Annotated in this window: 13 protein-coding genes; 4 read left to right on the forward strand and 9 right to left on the reverse strand. The window is 58.9% G+C overall.

Features of this window, described 5'->3' with window-relative positions:
* Nucleotides 1–10: 10 nt before the first annotated feature.
* Together V1289_RS12945 and V1289_RS12950 are read right to left on the reverse strand one after the other, a co-directional pair.
* Nucleotides 11–796, reverse strand: a complete 786-nt coding sequence (locus V1289_RS12945) for an ABC transporter ATP-binding protein (protein ID WP_309179570.1) — start codon at nt 794–796, stop codon at nt 11–13.
* A complete protein-coding gene (locus V1289_RS12950; protein ID WP_334397311.1) occupies nt 793–2,763 on the reverse strand; it encodes an AMP-binding protein in 1,971 nt (656 codons plus the stop codon). Before V1289_RS12950 ends, V1289_RS12945 begins: the two co-directional genes overlap by 4 nt.
* 668 nt (nt 2,764–3,431) lie before the next feature.
* On the opposite strand from V1289_RS12950, the gene V1289_RS12955 reads away from it, so the two are divergent.
* The gene (locus tag V1289_RS12955; RefSeq protein WP_309179572.1) at nt 3,432–3,620 is read left to right on the forward strand and encodes a hypothetical protein; all 189 of its coding nucleotides are present in this window, start codon (nt 3,432–3,434) and stop codon (nt 3,618–3,620) included.
* Between the two features lie 965 nt (nt 3,621–4,585).
* On the opposite strand, the gene opgC is transcribed toward V1289_RS12955, so the two are convergent.
* Nucleotides 4,586–5,851, reverse strand: coding sequence for an OpgC domain-containing protein (opgC, locus tag V1289_RS12960; protein ID WP_334397312.1), 1,266 nt, complete (start codon nt 5,849–5,851; stop codon nt 4,586–4,588).
* Between the two features lie 608 nt (nt 5,852–6,459).
* Here opgC and V1289_RS12965 point away from each other — a divergent pair.
* Nucleotides 6,460–7,122 (forward strand): response regulator transcription factor, encoded by a 663-nt coding sequence (locus V1289_RS12965; RefSeq protein ID WP_334397313.1) that lies wholly within the window; start codon nt 6,460–6,462, stop codon nt 7,120–7,122.
* Here V1289_RS12965 and V1289_RS12970 read toward each other — a convergent pair.
* The 6 genes from V1289_RS12970 to V1289_RS12995 all read right to left on the reverse strand — a co-directional run bounded on the left by V1289_RS12970 (nt 7,117) and on the right by V1289_RS12995 (nt 15,326).
* Nucleotides 7,117–9,237: an MASE1 domain-containing protein gene (locus V1289_RS12970; protein WP_334397314.1), complete on the reverse strand. Its 2,121-nt coding sequence runs from the start codon at nt 9,235–9,237 to the stop codon at nt 7,117–7,119. The two genes, V1289_RS12965 and V1289_RS12970, sit on opposite strands and share 6 nt — an antisense overlap.
* A gap of 851 nt (nt 9,238–10,088) precedes the next feature.
* Nucleotides 10,089–11,375, reverse strand: coding sequence for a sensor histidine kinase (locus V1289_RS12975; RefSeq protein ID WP_334397315.1), 1,287 nt, complete (start codon nt 11,373–11,375; stop codon nt 10,089–10,091).
* 169 nt (nt 11,376–11,544) lie between these two features.
* Nucleotides 11,545–12,624: an AraC family transcriptional regulator gene (locus V1289_RS12980; RefSeq protein WP_334397316.1), complete on the reverse strand. Its 1,080-nt coding sequence runs from the start codon at nt 12,622–12,624 to the stop codon at nt 11,545–11,547.
* 625 nt (nt 12,625–13,249) lie between these two features.
* The gene (locus V1289_RS12985) at nt 13,250–13,747 is read right to left on the reverse strand and encodes a TPM domain-containing protein (protein WP_334397317.1); all 498 of its coding nucleotides are present in this window, start codon (nt 13,745–13,747) and stop codon (nt 13,250–13,252) included.
* Between the two features lie 13 nt (nt 13,748–13,760).
* Nucleotides 13,761–14,678 carry a TPM domain-containing protein gene (locus V1289_RS12990; protein ID WP_334397318.1) on the reverse strand — a complete coding sequence of 306 codons (918 nt, stop codon included), beginning with the start codon at nt 14,676–14,678 and terminating at the stop codon, nt 13,761–13,763.
* Nucleotides 14,679–14,714: 36 nt separating this feature from the next.
* The gene (locus V1289_RS12995; protein WP_334397319.1) at nt 14,715–15,326 is read right to left on the reverse strand and encodes a LemA family protein; all 612 of its coding nucleotides are present in this window, start codon (nt 15,324–15,326) and stop codon (nt 14,715–14,717) included.
* A 159-nt stretch (nt 15,327–15,485) separates the two neighbouring features.
* Between V1289_RS12995 and V1289_RS13000 the strand changes: the two genes are divergently transcribed.
* Together V1289_RS13000 and V1289_RS13005 are read left to right on the forward strand one after the other, a co-directional pair.
* Nucleotides 15,486–16,349, forward strand: a complete 864-nt coding sequence (locus tag V1289_RS13000; protein ID WP_334397320.1) for an enoyl-CoA hydratase — start codon at nt 15,486–15,488, stop codon at nt 16,347–16,349.
* 5 nt (nt 16,350–16,354) lie between these two features.
* Complete coding sequence (locus V1289_RS13005) at nt 16,355–17,503, forward strand: acyl-CoA dehydrogenase family protein (RefSeq protein WP_334397321.1); 1,149 nt, start codon at nt 16,355–16,357, stop codon at nt 17,501–17,503.
* The last annotated feature ends 9 nt before the right edge of the window (nt 17,504–17,512 follow it).

Genomic DNA, 17,512 nt, shown 5'->3' on the forward strand with positions numbered 1-17,512 from the left:
GCAATGCTCCTTAGTGCGCGACGCCGAGATAGGCGTCGATGACGCCCTGATTCTTCTTGACCTCATCCGGCGTGCCGTCGGCGATCTTCACGCCATGATCGAGCACGACCACGCGATGGGCGAGATCCATCACTACAGCCATGTCGTGCTCGATCAGCGCAATAGTCGTGCCGAAATGATTGCTCACGTCGATGATGAACCGCGACATGTCCTCCTTCTCCTCGAGGTTCATGCCTGCCATCGGCTCGTCGAGGAGCAGAAGATCAGGCTCCATTGCAAGGGCACGGCCGAGTTCAACGCGTTTCTGCAGGCCATACGGCAAACGCGCAACCGGCACCTTGCGGATCGCCTCAATCTCCAGAAAATCGATGATCTCCTCGACCCGGTTCCGATGCTCGATCTCCTCTGCCAGCGCAGGGCCGTAACGCAGCATCTGCCACAGAAGGCCCCGGCGCATCTTCAATGTGCGGCCAGCCATAATGTTGTCGAGCGCGCTCATTCCCTTGAACAGTGCGACGTTTTGAAAGGTGCGCGCGATGCCGCCACGGGACGCCTCGAACGACTGCATCCGGGCGCGGGTCCGTCCCTTGAAAGTGATGGCGCCGCGATTGGGATGATAGAAGCCGTTGATGACGTTGAGCATCGAGGTTTTGCCAGCGCCGTTCGGCCCGATGATGGCGCGAATTTCGCCCTTCCTGATGTCAAACGAAACGTCCCTCAGGGCTTTCACCCCGCCAAAAGCCAGCGATACCCCTTCGACCTGAAGCAAGAATTCGCTCGTGTCCGGCATCCTCATGCGGCCTTCCCCAGAGGTTCTCTCGCACCAGTTGTTTGCAAGTCGCGGATCTTGATCCGTGCAGCAATCACGCCCTTGCGGCCATCCTCAAAAGTGACCTCGGTGGAGATGTCGGCTTCATGCGAACCGTCATAGAGCGCCGTGACCAGCGGCGCATAACGCTCGGCGATGAACCCGCGGCGAAGTTTCTGCGTGCGGGTCAATTCGCCATCGTCCGCGTCGAGTTCCTTGTGCAGAATGAAAAAGCGGCGGATCTGCGCGCCCGCCAGCACCTTTCCCTCCGCGAGGGCGCGGTTCACCTCGACAACATCTTTCGCCACCATGTCGTAGACCAGCGGATGCCCCGCCAGCTCCTGATAGGAACCGAAGGCGATGTTGTTACGTTCGGCCCAGTTCGCCACAGCGACCGGGTCGATGTTGATAATGGCGCAAACAAACTCCCTGGAATCGCCGAAAGCGACCGCTTCCTTGATGTTGGGAAAGAACTTCAATTTGTTCTCAAGATACTTCGGCGCAAACATCGTGCCGTCAGCCAGCCGACCGACATCCTTCGCACGATCGATGATCTTCAGATGTCCCGTCTTCTCGTCGAAGAAACCGGCATCGCCAGTCTTGACGTAACCGTCGGACGTCATGGCCTCCGCGGTCTTCGCCTGATCCTTGAAATATCCGACAAACATGCCGGGTGAGCGGAACTGCACTTCGCCTGATTCCGCAATGCGGATGTCGACGTTCGGCGCAGCCGGACCAACCGTATCGGAGTAGATCTCTCCATCAGGCTGACAAGTGACATAGAGGAACGCTTCGGTCTGACCGTAGAGCTGCTTCAGGTTCAGTCCGATCGAGCGGTAAAACGCGAAGAGATCCGGACCGATGGCCTCACCTGCAGTATAGGCAACGCGCACGCAAGACAGGCCGAGAACGTTTTTAAGGGGCTCGTAGACCATCAAGCGCCCGAGCGCATAGAGCAACCGGCCTGACAGCGGCGCCGGCTTTCCGGTCAAAATCGACTCGCCATGCCGCCGCGCAATACCAAGGAAGTAGTTGAACATTCGCCGCTTGATTGCCGCAGCGTCCTCCATGCGGATCATCACCCGCGTCAGCATGGCCTCGAAAACGCGCGGCGGAGCGAAATAGAAAGTTGGTCCGATCTCGCGCAAATCCTGCTCGATCGTCTCACCGCTCTCGGGACACGCCATGCAGAATCCAGCGACAAGGCCCTGTGCATAATTGAGGTAATGATCGCCCACCCAGGCGAGCGGCAGGTAGGCGAGCGCCACGTCGTTGTCGGTCAATCGGTCGAATCTGACAGTATCCGTCGCTGCATCGATGCAGCCCCGCGCCGACAGCATGACGCCCTTCGACGCGCCGGTTGTTCCCGAGGTGTAGAGGATGACCGAGATGTCAGAACCTTCACCGTGCCGGATGAGTTCATCGATCTGCCCGCCAAGCGCAGCGTTGGCCGCAAGCGCGGCGCGGCCGTCTTCGATCACATCGTGGATTGCGGTCAATCGGCTGTGATCGTAGTCACGGAGTCCGCGCGGCTCGTCATAAACGATCGTGCGGAGATGCGGCACCCGGTGCGATACGGACAAGACCTTATCGACCTGTTCCTGATCTTGCGCGGCGACAAACTTTACATCGGCGTGAGCGAGGACATAGGCAAGCTCGTCAGCCACCGCATCCGAATAGACCGGAACCGGAATCGCGCGCAGCGTCTGCGCTGCCATCACGGTCCAGTAGAGCTTCGGCCGGTTGGAACCGACGATGGCGATGGTGTCTCCTGGCTGCAATCCAAGTCGCTGCATACCCGCGGCATAAGCACGCACGATCTCGGCGACCTGGGTCCAGGTCCACGTCTGCCAGATGCCAAGATCCTTATGCCGAAACGCCGGACGGCTGCCAAACTGCGCGGCATTTCGCAGAAGCAATTTGGGGAACGTGTCAAACGATCCGCCAACGACCATGTCGGTCTCCATCCAAAAACCGGCACGTTGGTTCGCGCCTGCTTATGGTGACCGCGCCCTTCAGGCTGCAGCCATGCGAATTCCGCATGCTTCGCTTCACAATACAACGGATTCCAAGTCCCACAAGCTCCAGCTTGGCAGACCCGGACGCGGATGATTGGGTATTAATGAGTAGGCGTATTCGTTGCGAATTGGCCATTGGGGATGGATGAGGCGCATTGTCGCAACGCGATCACTCGATAATCGGTATGGGTCAATCGCGACCTGGGCGAGCCAGTAGCAAGTCCGGTCATGTTCGCTATACCGCCGAAAGCGGAAGTAAATTCAGAGCATTTTTGTGCGCCTTCCCTCGATCTCGCATGACTTTCTTCGCTCGAAGGTAGCGGTCGTGCGGTTTTTACATACAGGAAGACGCTGCTGGCCCATCGGACTCCAGGCCGTGAACCCATAAATCTGCCGGGCGGAGCGCCCGCGAGAGTCCGCTATGCCCCGATAGCCGCCAAATTCCGCAGCGCCGCGAAATGACGCGATGTGCCGCAGATACTGAGCACGCTCCTTCACCCCCACAATCACGATCGACCGCGCCGCAGCGCTATCTCGCAATTGCCGCCTTGTGGGAACGGTTGAAATCGACACAATATGCTCGCTTCGGGATCGAGGAGGATGCCATGCCCGAAGCACCAAGCGACATTGATTATACGGTCGATATAGGCAGACACGAGACGATGTTCCGTGCGAACACAGCCAAAGGAGAGGAATTCCTCGGCGGCGTTGACCTTACAATGTCCAGTGAGGAAGCGCATACATTCATACAGGATGCCCGAGCAGCGGGGCTGACGGTCAAATCGTTTTTCTAACAGTTTCGCAAACAGATTCTGCACCTCGCTACTAGCCGAAGGCCAAACCATCGGATGCAAGTGGCGACGGCTTCAACACCATTCCCGTTCAGCTTCGGGCTGCTTGGTAAGCGGGTCACTCGATCCGTAACGACCCCCGCGCGAGGCAATTGCACTTGTAACAACGGAACACGCTAACGGCAGGAAATGTCGGGGCTCTCATGATGAGCACTGAACGCGCCTGGCCGGTGAGGGTCAGTCGCGTCGTTCCGACGATGTGCCCGGCACATCCGCTTTAGCGCCGCGAACGGGCACCATCTCCGCGACCGATGGGGTCCGAACAGTACCGGAATCGGCCATCCGGCTGGTTTCCCGTAAGCGGTCGGCAAACGACCAAGAGCAAAACGCTTGACCACTATCAAGCCGGCACGAACTCACATCGCCACCGACTACTTGTACGCGATCGCTGCGCTCGACGGGCCCGTCAGCGAGAGAATATTGAAGCCACGGAATTCGGCCTGCGCAATGCACAACACGTTGCACGATCACTGATCATCGTTGGGGACCCATTCCTCCGCGGTCGAGTCCCAATGATGGGTGTCGTCGAAGTGTTTCCAGAGTGGCCGCCTTGGTTTGCTTTCACTGTTCCGTCGCAATGTGTTCAGTACGCTGAGTTGGGCGACGAGAGCTCCAGCCATCGTCGTCCATTCGCGAGCGTTGTACCGGGAGTTCCATTTGATTGTCGCGAGCATCGGATGCTTCCTTCAAAGAGCAAGAAGCCTTTCGCTATCCTAGCCCGGGCCAAGAACACAGGGATGTAAAATACTTCACAGTCAGCCACTATCTTCGACATAGAAGCGGGCGATCCAAACGGCGGCAATTTCAAGCGAACTACCGGTGGCCCAACGGGATCCCGACCAGAACTCTCACCCGTCAGGCACAGTCCTTCAAACATCCGCTGTCGCGCACCGGAGCAAACAGCCTCTTTATTCGATCATTTCGTCGGTCCGGGTGAACCGCGTGGGCAGAATGTGAACGCCGAGCGCCTTGGCCGTCTTGAGGTTCTTGAGGTTGACGACCAGCTCAAACCTGGTTGGCTGCTCGACGGGCTTCGCGTGCGGCTGCTGCCTGGTCTTGATCAGGTTCAGCAGCATCGCCGCCACGATCATCACCAGGACGCCACCAACACTGAGCGCGATCTGCATCGTCAGCCCGTCCGAGATGTCGAGCAGCGCCAGGTGGCTGGCGAGCGAAAGCAGAACGCCGATGCAGAAGATTGGCAGCGAGTTCCGGCCACAGAGAATGGCGCCGCGCATCACCGCCGTCGTCAGGCCTCGCCAATTGCGAGGCACGAACCATACCACCAAAACCGCAAGGGCCAAAAAATGCAGCAGTCGCAATGGATCGAGATTCGATTTGTCCATCGGGTAAAGCAGTTCCAGCAGCGCCTGCGAGACCAGCGCTTCCAGCGGTTTGATGCTCCGGCTCAATGCGATGATGAGGCTGAACGCCAGATAGAGAACGGCAGCCACAAGCGCTGTGTGCGAGGTCACCCACGGCCGGAATCTCTTGCCCTCGATGATCCACCACGCGCCAAGCACAAACGGCAGCTGCCAGGCCAGCGGATTGAAGAACCAGTGGTTGCTCGGCCATGCCGGGATGGTCCAGCCGAAGACGTGCACCAGTGCGTAAAGCAACAACGACGCGCCGAGCGTTGCGTTCGGCACTCGCAGCAGCAGCCACAGCAGCGGCGCGAACAAAAGGTGATAAAGCACGAAGAGCGGCAAGACGTCGGTGTTGACGGGGCGGTATTGCAGGATCGCCGCGTGCGCGAACGTCACGCCCGGCTGTTCCAACAGAATGCGCGTATTGCTCTCGTCGGCAAGATGGCCGCTGCCTGCGAAGTGAACCATGATGGCGCAGCCGAGCGTGAGCAGCAGAAATGCGACATAAATATCCCAGCTTCGCCACAGCGTCCGGCCGATCACGCCGGTCCAGCCCCCGCACCACCGTGCCTTGCCGTAGGCCAGTGCACAGGTCACACCCGAGACAAACATGAACACTTCCGCGGCATCGCTGAAGCCGTAGTTACGCAGCGTCAGCCAGCTCCCGATGTTGTTGGGGACATGGTCAAGAAAGATGCACCAGAGCGCGATGCCGCGGCAGGCATCAATGCGCAGATCGCGGCCGGAGCCTTTCAGCTCCGGCAGCGCGCCTACCAATGGCTTCGGGGTGGCAATTCGATCATGCATCTGGTTGCCCGTCCCGCGTGCGAGCACGCTTCAAGTGGGACCGAATTTGACAAAAAACGTCGCCGCTGCACTGCCGGATCGTGACAACGCCGCAGCTAAATCTGCTTCACGCCGAACCCGGCCACAAAAGCTATTGCGATAACGATCAATATCGCGGCGCTTGGTAGAACCTCGTAACGCGTGAGGCTGTCCGTTGACGATCATCGTTCAACGGCACAGCGCGTCAATCAGCCGGAGGTCCGCACAGGGAGGTTCCTAGGTCCTATGATCAAGGTACCGTACAGAGCCGCATCAATTTGACATCCGTCAGACACATCACGGACATTCACCATTGCCGATAGGCGAGGGAGACTCTGAGTCCTGCGACTCTCGTGGTCCGCACTCGCTTTTTCGGTGTCCCACTGTGAGCTGATTACAATTACAGCACACAACGGCGTTCGACTTCTATCTTGAGTGCCTAACCGTGAACCGCTGGTTGCGCCAAGGATGAAGGATGGACGGTTTCGGGGCCAGTCTTCCCGCCAGCCTCTTCCTCGCCAAAGACCCGAAGGTGGGTGTATGATTTCTTCAATTGGATCTCCGTGCCATGGGATGACGGAGAGCTTTTCATGAAAGTTCTCATTGTTGACGATCATACATTGATACGCGAGGCGTTGCACGCTGTCCTGAAACAACTGAAGCGAGAAGCCGTCATATTTGAAGCTTCGAACGGCAGTCAGGCAATGGACATAGTCGAGGAACATCCCGACATCAGCCTCATTTTGCTTGATATCAATTTGCCTGATAGAGATGGCTTCTCTGTTCTCCGCGAACTGCGAGACAGCTATCCGACCATTGCTATCATCATTCTCTCGTCCTCGAATGATCAAGATACAGTCAAGCGCGCTTTCAAACTTGGCGCTCTAGGTTTCATCCCGAAAACGACCGAACGAGCGGTCATGCTCAACGCCATTAAGTTAGTGTTCTCCGGCGGTATCTACATTCCCTCGGAAATCCTGGAGGAAACACCGTCTCCGCGGCTTACAAATAAACCAACGACGCCCGACTCTCTTAAGGGGCTCGGATTGACCGATCGGCAGATCGAAGTGCTTGCGCTTCTGATGAAGGGAAAAAGCAACAAGATCATTGCCAAGACCCTCAATATGGCAGTGCCGACAGTGAAAAACCACATCACGGTCGTTCTCAAGGCGCTCAGCGTAACGAGCCGCACCGAGGCAGTAATAAAACTAGGAAAAATGGGCTGGGAATCGTCGCCGAAATCCGAGTCATAAAGCCGGCCGGGTATATCTCCTATCGTCATGATCCATAAAGAGCTCGTGCATGACAGCGCGGAGCCGCATTGGGTCGACAGGCTTGTGCAGCAAAATGTATCCTCTATCCTTAGCGTCACGTGCTGGTTCAGGTGCCGTATCGCCGCTGATGAGAATCGCTGGAATGGTTGAACCAAACGCCGCATTGATTTGTTCAATGGCTCGGATACCGGTCTTTCCGTTCGCAAGATGATAATCCGAGATTATAAGATCGGGGCGTTGTTGGCGCTCGGCAAGTCGTATAAGTGCCGCTTCGTCGGATCCGGCGGTAAAGACGGAGTATCCCCATCTGCCAAGCAATCCGCCCGTCCCCTCCCGCACGATTGGAGCATCGGTAATAACAAGAACGACCTTGCCTTCGACCGCAAATGCCGCTGGGTGAGGTGGATCGATGGGCTCGGTGGACCTGACGCATTCATCGGCCATCGGAACCAGGATTGCGAATCGCGAACCTCTGCCCACAGTCGAAGCTAAGTCGATTGGATGATTGAGAAGCAAGCGAAGCCTGTCGACAATAGCCAGGCCGAGCCCCATGCTGCCGTACCGGTTCCGGCCTCGGGCGGCAAGTTGAAAAAACTCGCCAAAGATATTCTGCTTCTGATCCTCAGGAATGCCGGGACCACTGTCCCATACTTCGATGCGCAACATTTCACCGCGCCGACGACAGCCGACAATGATCCCGCCCCGCAATGTATAGCGCACGGCATTGGATACCAAATTGAGCAGTATGCGTTCGAGCTGCATGGCGTCGCTCCGCACCCAGGCGTCACTTCGCCGGACGCGTAGACGCAAGCCCCTTTCTCGCGTCGCCTGATCAAACGTCGTTTCAATTTTTTGCAACAGGCGCGCGATCGGGAATTCAGTAATTGTGGGTATAAGGATCCCAGCATCGAGCTTGGACATATCCAGGAGCGAATTGAGCATTTCATCCATTTCTTTGCGTGTTGCATCGACCAGCTCGATCGTCTTTGTCCGCTCCCCCGATTTGAGCGGCGTGCGCAACTGGGCAACGAACAAGCCCAGCGCATGTAATGGCTGCCGCAAATCGTGGCTTGCCATGGCAAGAAAGCGCGATTTTGCCGCATTGGCGAGCTCAAGCTCTTGCGTACGCTCCGCGACCTTCCGTTCGAGTTCGATCTGCGCGCGGCGCAGACGTTCCTCCCCTTTCTTGCGTACCGCGACGTCGGCGCTCAGTAACAGGCTTGGAACGGTAATACTGATCAGGAACATCAACACCAGCAGGAATGAAACGTTGAGGTTCGCGGTCGTGAAGGGGCCGCCGCCCGTGAGCGTCCCCCAAATAGTGATGCTGGCAAGCACCAGCGCAACTGTTGCGGTGTCACGTGGACCGCGGCGCAGCGCCGCCCACAACATTGGCAGGATCGCAAGAAAACCCAGAGGAGTTCGGCTCGGCGTTTGCTCGATCAGGGGGCTGTAAGCAATGAGTCCAACAATCGCCGCAGTTGCGAGGACGCCGACCGTCTCCAAAAATTCATTGCGGTTGAAAGCATGGTAGTGGCTTGATGCCCAAAGCACGATAGCAGGGGTAATGACCAGCGCGCCGGTCACATCTCCCAGCCACCATGTGACCCAGGCGTTCGCTAAATTGGTCCGATCGATGTACCCGGCGGTTGCCAGGCTGGTCAGCCCAATGGTGGCGCTGATCGGCGTCGCGATCACGAAGCAAATCAGAGCAAACTTCGCGACAGAATTTGGCCTTGAAAACGTACTGCGTCCGCTCGACCATCGATTGACCAGGTAAGCGCCAACAACCGCTTCAAGAGTGTTGCCGGTCGCAATCGCAATTGCGGTGGCAACCGAGCCGGCGGTGGTCGCATTGGCGATCGCCGCTGCAATGAAAATTGCGGGCCAAGTCCGATATCCCCACAACAGCACCGCCGCCAGCGCGACACCGGTCGGTGGCCAAATTGGCGTTGCACTGGGATGAATAGAGGCGAGAGCAAGGCCGCATTTTGCCAGGACGAAATAGATCACTCCAATTGCGACCAGACCGCCGGCATAGTTGATGCCTCGGCGGAAATTTATCTCCGGCGTTGGTGATCGTGGATCGGACATCGTCGACGCCTGGACTAGGCAGTTGGATCATCCACCATGACTGACCTTATGATCTCCTTGATAAAGATCAAGGATCGCTCGTTTCCCGTGTACCAAGCGGTTGATCGATACCTCTACGTCCGACCGGAGCGACAATGCAAAACTCCTCCGCAGGCGAAATCGAGGCTTGTTCGCTCAGGCCCTCCGAGTGGGCGCAGAATGCATTCGAGCAAAGGCTGTTCGACTTTCCGCCACAACGCCGCGCAATAGCCCACTTCGAAAGAGCTGACATAGTCGGCAACGATATCTGCGGACTGGTGGCGCGATAGCTCTCGCTGAGCGGGTCTCCGTTGAGCATGAGGGGACGTCCCGAGAGTCATCTACCGAACGCCAAGCACCCTGCGGAGCCGGCGTCTTCATGCATTTGAATGATAGCGGAATGCGCCGCGAACTCATCTGTTGGCGACGCGCGCGTCTCGAGCGGCGCAATCTAGAATCGTTCCTTTGAGATTGGCGCATCCGTGGATTGCCCACGACCGGAGGTCCGCTCTGGGTCATTCGCGACCTGGGCGAGCCGGTAGCAAGTCCGGTCATGTTCGCTATACCGCCGAAAGCGGAAGCAAATTCAGAGCATTTTTGTGCGCCTTCCCACGATCCCGCATGACTTTCTTCGCTCGAAGGTAGCGGTCGTGCAGTTTTTACATACGGGAAGGCGCTGCTGGCCCATCGGACTCCAGGCCGTGAACCCATAAATCTGCCGGGCGGAGGGCCCGCGAGAGTCCGCTATGCCCCGATAGCCGCCAAATTCCGCAGCCCAGCGAAATGACGCGATGTGCCAAAGAGCGACATCGACTCGATCACGATCCGTCCGCTCAGGTGGCAGGGATCGTAAACTGAAAGAGAGCACCCTGCGGTTCGCACGGGATCGCCCACAGCCGTCCGCCGTGGGCTTCGATGATCGAGCGGCAGATAGACAGGCCCAAGCCCATGCCCTCGGGCTTGGTCGTGTAGAATGGCTCGAACAGACGCGAGAGGCTCTCCGGGCTCAGCCCCGGCCCGGTGTCCCGCACCGCGACGCACACGCCCTCCGGCTCAATACTCACGGTGCTGACGTGTAATTCGCGGTTGCCGTCCTCAACGCCACTCATCGACTGGATGGCATTGACGATCAAGTTCAGCATCACTTGTTGCAGCTGGACCCGATCTCCCTGGACAGGCGGCAGCCCTTCTGCGAGCTGCGTCCGTACCAACACGCCATTGTTCGCTGCTTCGGTGCGGGTCAGCGCCACGACTTCGAGAATCGCGTTGTCGATGGAGAACGCATCCTTCCGGGGAGGCGCTTTTTTTATGAGCGCGCGGGTTCGCCCGATGACCTGGCTCGCACGATTACCCTCCGTTATGATACCGGCGAGCGCCTCGCTCACCTCGCCGAAATCCGGCGGCTCCGCGCTTAGCCATCGCCGAGCGGCTAACGCGTATGTGACCGTTGCTGTGATCGGCTGGTTCACTTCATGGGTGATCGAGGCCGTCAATTGGCCGATCGTCGTGATGCGGTTCGCGTGCGCCAGCGCCATCTGCGCCTCGCGATATTGCCGCTCGCGGCGGGTGCTCTCCAAGGCAATGGTGGCTTGCGCAGCGAAGTCCCCGAATAAGGAAATCTGTTTGTCGGTGAACGGCTGCACCTGTTTGCGGCCCAGAATAATCATCCCGACTATCTCATTGTCTTTGAGTAACGGCACAACCAGGCCGGTTCGAAAACCTGCGTTCACCGCCGCGATCAAAAAATCATCCCGACGATCGCCTTCAAGTACCGTCAAGTCAGGGATGTGGGTGGGTAACCTGCTTGCGGCTAATCGACTCCGAAAGCTCCCCTTTTCGAGCACTGAGAATGATGACCACAGCTGACTAACCCAAAGGGGGTCCGCTCGCACCGCCACGAGACGAAAGCCGCTTTCATCAGAGAGACGTAAGCTGCCTGCGTCTGCTCGGCAGAGACGTGTGGCGCTGTCGAGAATGACGTCGAAGATGGGCTGCAAGTCGTGCGGCGAGTTCGCAATGGCGCGCAACACCTCCGAGATGGCCGTCTGTTGCTCGATGAGTTCGGTCACCCGATCTTGCTGCTCGGAAGCGGTCCTTTCTCCGTGGATACTCTCGTTCATGCGGTGCGGTTCCTCGGCTCAGACGGTCAGCGCAGTAAAACGGCTCCAGCCGCAGTTCGCGATAGCTCCCATGGCTGTCCAAACCGAAAAGAGGGTTTAGCGACAGTTTGAGCCAAGAAAAGATTGGTTTCGGCCAAAGAGCTGGTGAAACCGGCCAATATTCAAGTGATTAGGCGGATACCGCAGTCTCGCCGGACATCTGCCTGAACTTATGCGGCGCCACCTTGGTCCAGCGGCGGAATGCCTGCCTAAAACTAGCAACGTCGCTAAAGCCCAGTGACTCGGAAATTTGTTCGACCGTCAGGTCCGTTTCACGCAGATATCTAATTGCCATTTCCATGCGCAATTCATCGACCAAGTTGCGGAAAGATGTTTTTTCTTCGCGCAGCTTTCTTCGAAGCGTGCGAGCGCTCATGTTTAGATTGCTTGCAACGTCGCTGAAACTTAACGGTCGCAGCAACTTGGTCAGAAGAAGTTGCCGAACTTTGCCAGCCAGCCCAAGACGAAGCTGAATATCCTCCATCAGGCGATCGCATAGCTCGACCACCGTCAAATAAGTTATTTCGCTTCCGAGCTTCGGCGTGCGATCGAGCCAGGCCGCGTCAAACCGAAGCTGATTCTCGGATTGGCTGAACAACACCGGACATCCAAACATCTCCGAATACTTTGGCGCGTCGTCCGGCGCACCATACGTGACATGGAGCTCCTGCCCGGCAAACGAGGGTCCTATGAAGTCGCGGTGAAGCGATACGGTAATGCCGAACTGCATTTCAACGAGAAACCTGTAAAGGGAAGCATCAATGCGAGGATGCGCCATCGGAGTAAATGTCCAGATCCCGCAGCCGCCCGCCTCCTTAAAGTCAATTTCGGCAAGTGGTGTCGCGAGCTGATGGTACTTCACTGCGAATTGCATAGTTCGGCGATAATTCGTGCTGCTGAGCATGGCGAAACCATACATCCCATAGTCGGTGACGTGGAATCGCAAGCCAGCGCTATAGGCAAAATGGGGATTACGACAAAGCTTATTGGCGTTGCGGTAACATTCGATGATTTGATTGAGCGAGACGCGCGTGGCGGGCGAAGACGTTGCATTTCTGGATATGCGCACGCCAGCAAGTGCGTTCTCCACCGAGATTCCCTCCACCGCCAGCGCGTCGATAACCCTCGCGAGCTTCACGACCTGATAAACTTTATCTTCTGGGCCCGTCCTGAGGCGCCTTCGCGCCAATTCGTTGAACTGTAAGCTCATGCGTCCGCCTCGCATTCGTGGCAAGCACAAATTCGTCCGCACCAGTTTTCATGCAGGATACGCTCTGTCGAAGGATCGAGCTTGCAGGCGATTGAGGTGATTTGTACGCGACTGCGCAAGCAACCGGTCCGCCGGCGATGTCCGCTTCTGGCGGCACGAAACGGACATATCGAGATGTCTGCTATTTGGTCGCTTTCGGGGGCGCGGACATCAGCCAGTGAAAGCGGAAGCAAATTCAGAGCATTGCCGGCTTCGCATCGTGGCTGGATGGCGTGGTGTTCGTGAAAGTTATGAGAGCGATAATCCTGCGGGATAGTAGATATCGTGTGACGCAACTTGATCGTGCGAGGTGACGCGCTATTCGCAGAATGTCGAGAAGTTCAGCTCGCCCCTGGATCAAGAAAAAGGCCGGCGGGCGTTACGCCGCCGACCTTGTCTTGCAACTGCCGTCTCGTGGGTCCGGTTCCGCTGCTTTGCATTCCGCTTGCTACTTCTACCTTGATCGGTAGCAACCAGCGCCGGCTGACGCCATTGCACGCGGGTATGGCCTAACGATACGGAGGTAGGCTCGCACATGGAATCGGATGGAACCGGCTATCCATTGGTTTAGGCCCGGTGTGGTGAGCTACATCACCACCGGCGCATCCGGCAGTTCGTTCGGTCCGCCGCCGCGGCCGGGAAAATGGGCCGCCAGTTGCCGCGACACCGCCTCGATCCCCTTGATTACGCCGCTCTCGAACCTGGCAGCCCGAAAATCCGTTTCCATCTCTCTGCAGATCTTCTCCCAACCAGCCGCGCCGACCTTGGCGTCGATGCCGCGATCGGCGATGATCTCGACATTACGGTCGGCGAGCAGCAGGTAGATCAGCACGCCGTTATTATGCTCGGTGTCCCAGATCCGCAATTGCGAGAAAATATCCAGCGCCCGCTCCCGCGCCGGCTGATCCCGGAACAGCGGCGCGCCGTCGAGCGCGCCTTCCACCACAAAGCGGACCTGGCCGGAATGCGTGGCTTCGCCGGCCCTGATCGCCCGCTCGATCGCATCGAGCACGCTTCGCGGAAAATAGCGCCGCACCCACCAGTGGTGATGGAGAAGATGCTTGCCGATGCGTCCGATGCCCATGTCCCAGCTCTCTCTACCAGCTTCCAGACGCACCGCCGCCGCCAAAGCTGCCGCCACCGCCGCCGCTGTCGCTGTCGCTCGAACTGCTGCTACTGCTGCCGCCGCTGGACCAGGAGCCGCCGCCGCTATAACCGCCACCCGACCAGCCGCCCCTGCCGCGACCGCCCGGCGCAGGCGCAGTGATGGCATCGCTGAACATCACGAAGATCGACGCGACCGCGCCCGAGAGTGCCGCCGCGAGCAGCGAACCGAAGAAGAACCAGGCGATCAGCGCTACCAGGCCGCCGGATACGGCCGATCCGACCAGCCGGCCCAGCACGCTGCGCATCATGCCGCCGAACAGCAGCACCGGGATGATGAGGAACGGATTGAACAGGTCGGTCGGATCGAACGACCTCGTCGAACCTTGCCGATGCGGCTGCTCCGGCGCCGGTAATTTTTCTCCGTCGATGACGCGGATAATCCGGTCGACGCCCGCGGAAATGCCGCCGGCAAAATCGCCGCTGCGGAATCTCGGCGTGATGATTTCGTCGATGATACGTTTTGACGTGATGTCGGTCAGCGCGCCTTCGAGGCCGTAGCCGACCTCGATGCGAAGCCTGTGGTCGTTCTTGGCTACCACAAGAATGGCGCCGTCGTCGATCCTCTTGCGGCCGATCTTCCAGGCCTCGGCGACCCGCAGCGAATATTGCTCGATTGTCTCGGGCGCGGTGGTCGGCACGATCAGGACCGCGATCTGGCTGCCTTTTCTCGCTTCGAAAGCCCTCAGGGTTTGCTGAAGCGAGTCAAGTTCGCTACTCGACAGTGTCCCGGTCTGGTCGACGACGCGCCCCACCAGCGGCGGCACCGTGACGTCAGCCAAAGCTGGAGACAAGCCTGGAAAAATCCAACCCAGCAGCAGCGCAAGCAGAATGGCTCTTGCAGCGTTCATCGCGGTCAAATTCTTGCTGTTGGCTATTACTATTGGCTATTTCGACGGCGCCGCCGGCGCGGGATTGAAGTCAACCTTCGGCGCGACAGAGATTTCTTTCTCGTTCTCGACCGAAAAATTCGGCTTTTCCTTGTAGCCGAACATCATCGCGGTCAAATTGTTCGGAAAGGTGCGGATGCCGACATTATAGTCCTGCACCGATTTGATGTAGCGGTTGCGCGCCACCGTGATGCGGTTCTCCGTGCCCTCGAGCTGCGCCATCAGATCGCGAAACAAGGCATCCGATTTCAGCTGCGGATAGTTCTCGGTCACGACCAGCAATCGCGACAGCGCGCTGGAGAGTTCACCCTGGGCTGCGGTGAATTTCTGGAACGCCGCGGGATCGTTGAGCACTTCGGGCGTCGCCTGAATGCTGCCGACCTTGGCGCGCGCGTTGGTGACCCCCAGCAGCACGTCCTTTTCCTGCTGCGCAAAGCCCTTCACCGAATTGACCAGGTTCGGCACGAGGTCGGCGCGGCGCTGATACTGGTTGACGACCTCCGACCAGTTCGACTTGACCTGTTCGTCATTGGTCTGGATCGCGTTATAGCCGCAATTGGTCAGGCTCAGCGTCGCCAGCGCCGCCAGCACGGTCCAAAATTTACGCATCGAAGTCCTCCCGGTGAAACCTTCCGCCAACGTATCAGAACGGTCTCGCGAGGTAATCCCGCGCGCGGCCGCGTCCAGATTCATTTTTTGCGGATGATAGTTCTTGCCTATCAGTCTCCGAACTAGTCATCATGGTTCAACTCGATCCCGGGAGGATCCATGAAAACAACAGAAAACAGGTTCGAGACCATCATCGTCGAGCGGCCGGCACCGTCCATCGCGCGGATCGTGATGAACCGCCCCGAGGCGCGCAACGCCCAAAACCTGCAGATGACCTACGATCTCAACGCCGCCTTCGACCAGGCGGTGCAGGACGATTCGGTCAAGGTCATCATCCTTGCCGGCAACGGCCCGCATTTCTCCGCCGGCCACGATCTGCGCCCCGGAGGTAAAAACGCCGCCGGCGTCGATTTTCCGCCGGTCGGAAATTGGGGCGGTTTTGCCGAGCCCAACGCCCATGGCCGCTTCGCGTGCGAGCAGGAGATTTACCTTCAGATCACGCGGCGCTGGCGCAATCTGGCAAAGCCCATGATCGCGGAAGTGCACGGCAAGTGCATCGCCGGCGGGCTGATGCTGGCATGGGCCTGCGACCTCATTGTCGCCAGCCAGGACGCGGAATTCTGCGATCCGGTTGTGACCATGGGCGTCTGCGGCGTCGAGTGGTTCGTCCACCCCTGGGAACTCGGTCCGCGCAAGGCCAAGGAGTTGCTGTTCACCGCCGACGCCTGGAGCGCCGACGAAGCGCACCGGCTCGGCATGGTCAATCACGTGGTGCCACGCGCGGAGCTTTCGTCGTTCGTGATGGCGCTGGCGCAGAAGATCGCGGCCAAACCCGCCTTTGCGCTGAAACTGACCAAGGAAGCGGTCAATCGCTCGGTCGACGTCATGGGGCAGCCGGCCGCGATCGAGCAGGCGTTCGCGCTGCATCAGCTCTGTCACGCGCATAATCTGCAGGAATTCGGAATGGTGGTGGATCCCGCGGGCCTTCATCCTTCCGTCAGAAAACCGGCCGTAGCGAAGTAGATCAGATGGACCTTACCTTGAGCGACGAGCAGCGGCTGCTGCGCGAAAGTGCCGACCGCTTTGTCAGCGAGACCTATGATGCCGATCGTCGGCGGCGCCAGGCCGGCGATCCGCTCGGCTTCAGTGCGGCGATCTGGAAACAGTTCGCCGATCTCGGCTGGCTGGTGCTGCCGATTCCGGAAAATTATGGCGGGCTTGGCGGCGGCGCCATCGAGACCGGAATTTTGATGGAAGCGTTCGGGCGCGGCCTCGTCTCCGAACCCTATCTCTCGACGGTGGTGATCGGTGCTGCGCTGATATCGGAATGCGGCAGCGAGGCGCAGAAGCAGGCGCTGTTACCCAAAATTGCCGACGGTTCGCTTTATCTGGCGTTCGCGCATTCGGAACGCGCGGCGCGCTTCGATCTGGCCAAGGTCGCAACCGCCGCAAGCAAGACACCGGACGGCTGGCGTCTCGATGGCGACAAGACCGCGGTGCTCGACGGCAACGCGGCCGGCCAGATCATCGTCTCGGCGCGGGTCGCAGGCGACAACGGGATGCCCGGAAAATTGTGCTTGTTCCTGATGCCGGCAGGCACGCCAGGGGTCGCGTCGCGCGATTTTCCAAGATTGGGCGGCGGCCGGGCCTGCAATCTCGATTTGTCGGATGTTCGCCTGCCCGCCGACGCGTTGCTCGGCGACGGCAGCGACGCGCTGCCTGCGATCGAAGCCGTCGTCGACCGCGCGATGGCGGCCCTTGGCGCCGAGGCGGTCGGCATCATGCAGACCCTGCTCGACACCACGCTCGAATACACCAAAATGCGAAAACAGTTCGGCCGGCCGCTGTCGGCCAATCAGGTGATCCGTCACCGCCTCGCCGACATGGCGATGCAATGCGACGAGGCCCGCTCGATGGCGTTGCGCGCCGCGCTGATGGTCGACGCCGAACCCACCGCGCGCAGCCGTGCCGCGTCGGGCGCGAAAGCAAAAATCGGCAAATGCGCGCGCTTTGTCGCCGAGCAATCGGTCCAGCTGCACGGCGCCATGGGCGTCACCGAAGAGCTTGACATCGGTTCCTACTTCAAGCGGCTGCTCGCCTTCGACACGCTGTTCGGCGGCAGCGCCCACCATTACCGCCGCCACGCCGCGTTGGGCGGGCGCAGCATTCAAACCTGAGCGGAGCGC

This window comes from Bradyrhizobium sp. AZCC 2289, assembly GCF_036924615.1.
In the GTDB taxonomy this organism is placed as follows: domain Bacteria; phylum Pseudomonadota; class Alphaproteobacteria; order Rhizobiales; family Xanthobacteraceae; genus Bradyrhizobium.

What these genes read in the sequence shown, in the direction of transcription:
- opgC (WP_334397312.1), bottom strand. Translation starts at nt 5,851, where the DNA reads ATGCATGATCGAATTGCCACCCCGAAGCCATTGGTAGGCGCGCTGCCG.
- V1289_RS12980 (WP_334397316.1), bottom strand. Translation starts at nt 12,624, where the DNA reads ATGAGCTTACAGTTCAACGAATTGGCGCGAAGGCGCCTCAGGACGGGC.
- V1289_RS13000 (WP_334397320.1), top strand. Translation starts at nt 15,486, where the DNA reads ATGAAAACAACAGAAAACAGGTTCGAGACCATCATCGTCGAGCGGCCG.
- V1289_RS12970 (WP_334397314.1), bottom strand. Translation starts at nt 9,237, where the DNA reads ATGTCCGATCCACGATCACCAACGCCGGAGATAAATTTCCGCCGAGGC.
- V1289_RS12955 (WP_309179572.1), top strand. Translation starts at nt 3,432, where the DNA reads ATGCCCGAAGCACCAAGCGACATTGATTATACGGTCGATATAGGCAGA.
- V1289_RS12975 (WP_334397315.1), bottom strand. Translation starts at nt 11,375, where the DNA reads ATGAACGAGAGTATCCACGGAGAAAGGACCGCTTCCGAGCAGCAAGAT.
- V1289_RS12990 (WP_334397318.1), bottom strand. Translation starts at nt 14,678, where the DNA reads ATGAACGCTGCAAGAGCCATTCTGCTTGCGCTGCTGCTGGGTTGGATT.
- V1289_RS12945 (WP_309179570.1), bottom strand. Translation starts at nt 796, where the DNA reads ATGAGGATGCCGGACACGAGCGAATTCTTGCTTCAGGTCGAAGGGGTA.
- V1289_RS13005 (WP_334397321.1), top strand. Translation starts at nt 16,355, where the DNA reads ATGGACCTTACCTTGAGCGACGAGCAGCGGCTGCTGCGCGAAAGTGCC.
- V1289_RS12985 (WP_334397317.1), bottom strand. Translation starts at nt 13,747, where the DNA reads ATGGGCATCGGACGCATCGGCAAGCATCTTCTCCATCACCACTGGTGG.
- V1289_RS12950 (WP_334397311.1), bottom strand. Translation starts at nt 2,763, where the DNA reads ATGGTCGTTGGCGGATCGTTTGACACGTTCCCCAAATTGCTTCTGCGA.
- V1289_RS12995 (WP_334397319.1), bottom strand. Translation starts at nt 15,326, where the DNA reads ATGCGTAAATTTTGGACCGTGCTGGCGGCGCTGGCGACGCTGAGCCTG.
- V1289_RS12965 (WP_334397313.1), top strand. Translation starts at nt 6,460, where the DNA reads ATGAAAGTTCTCATTGTTGACGATCATACATTGATACGCGAGGCGTTG.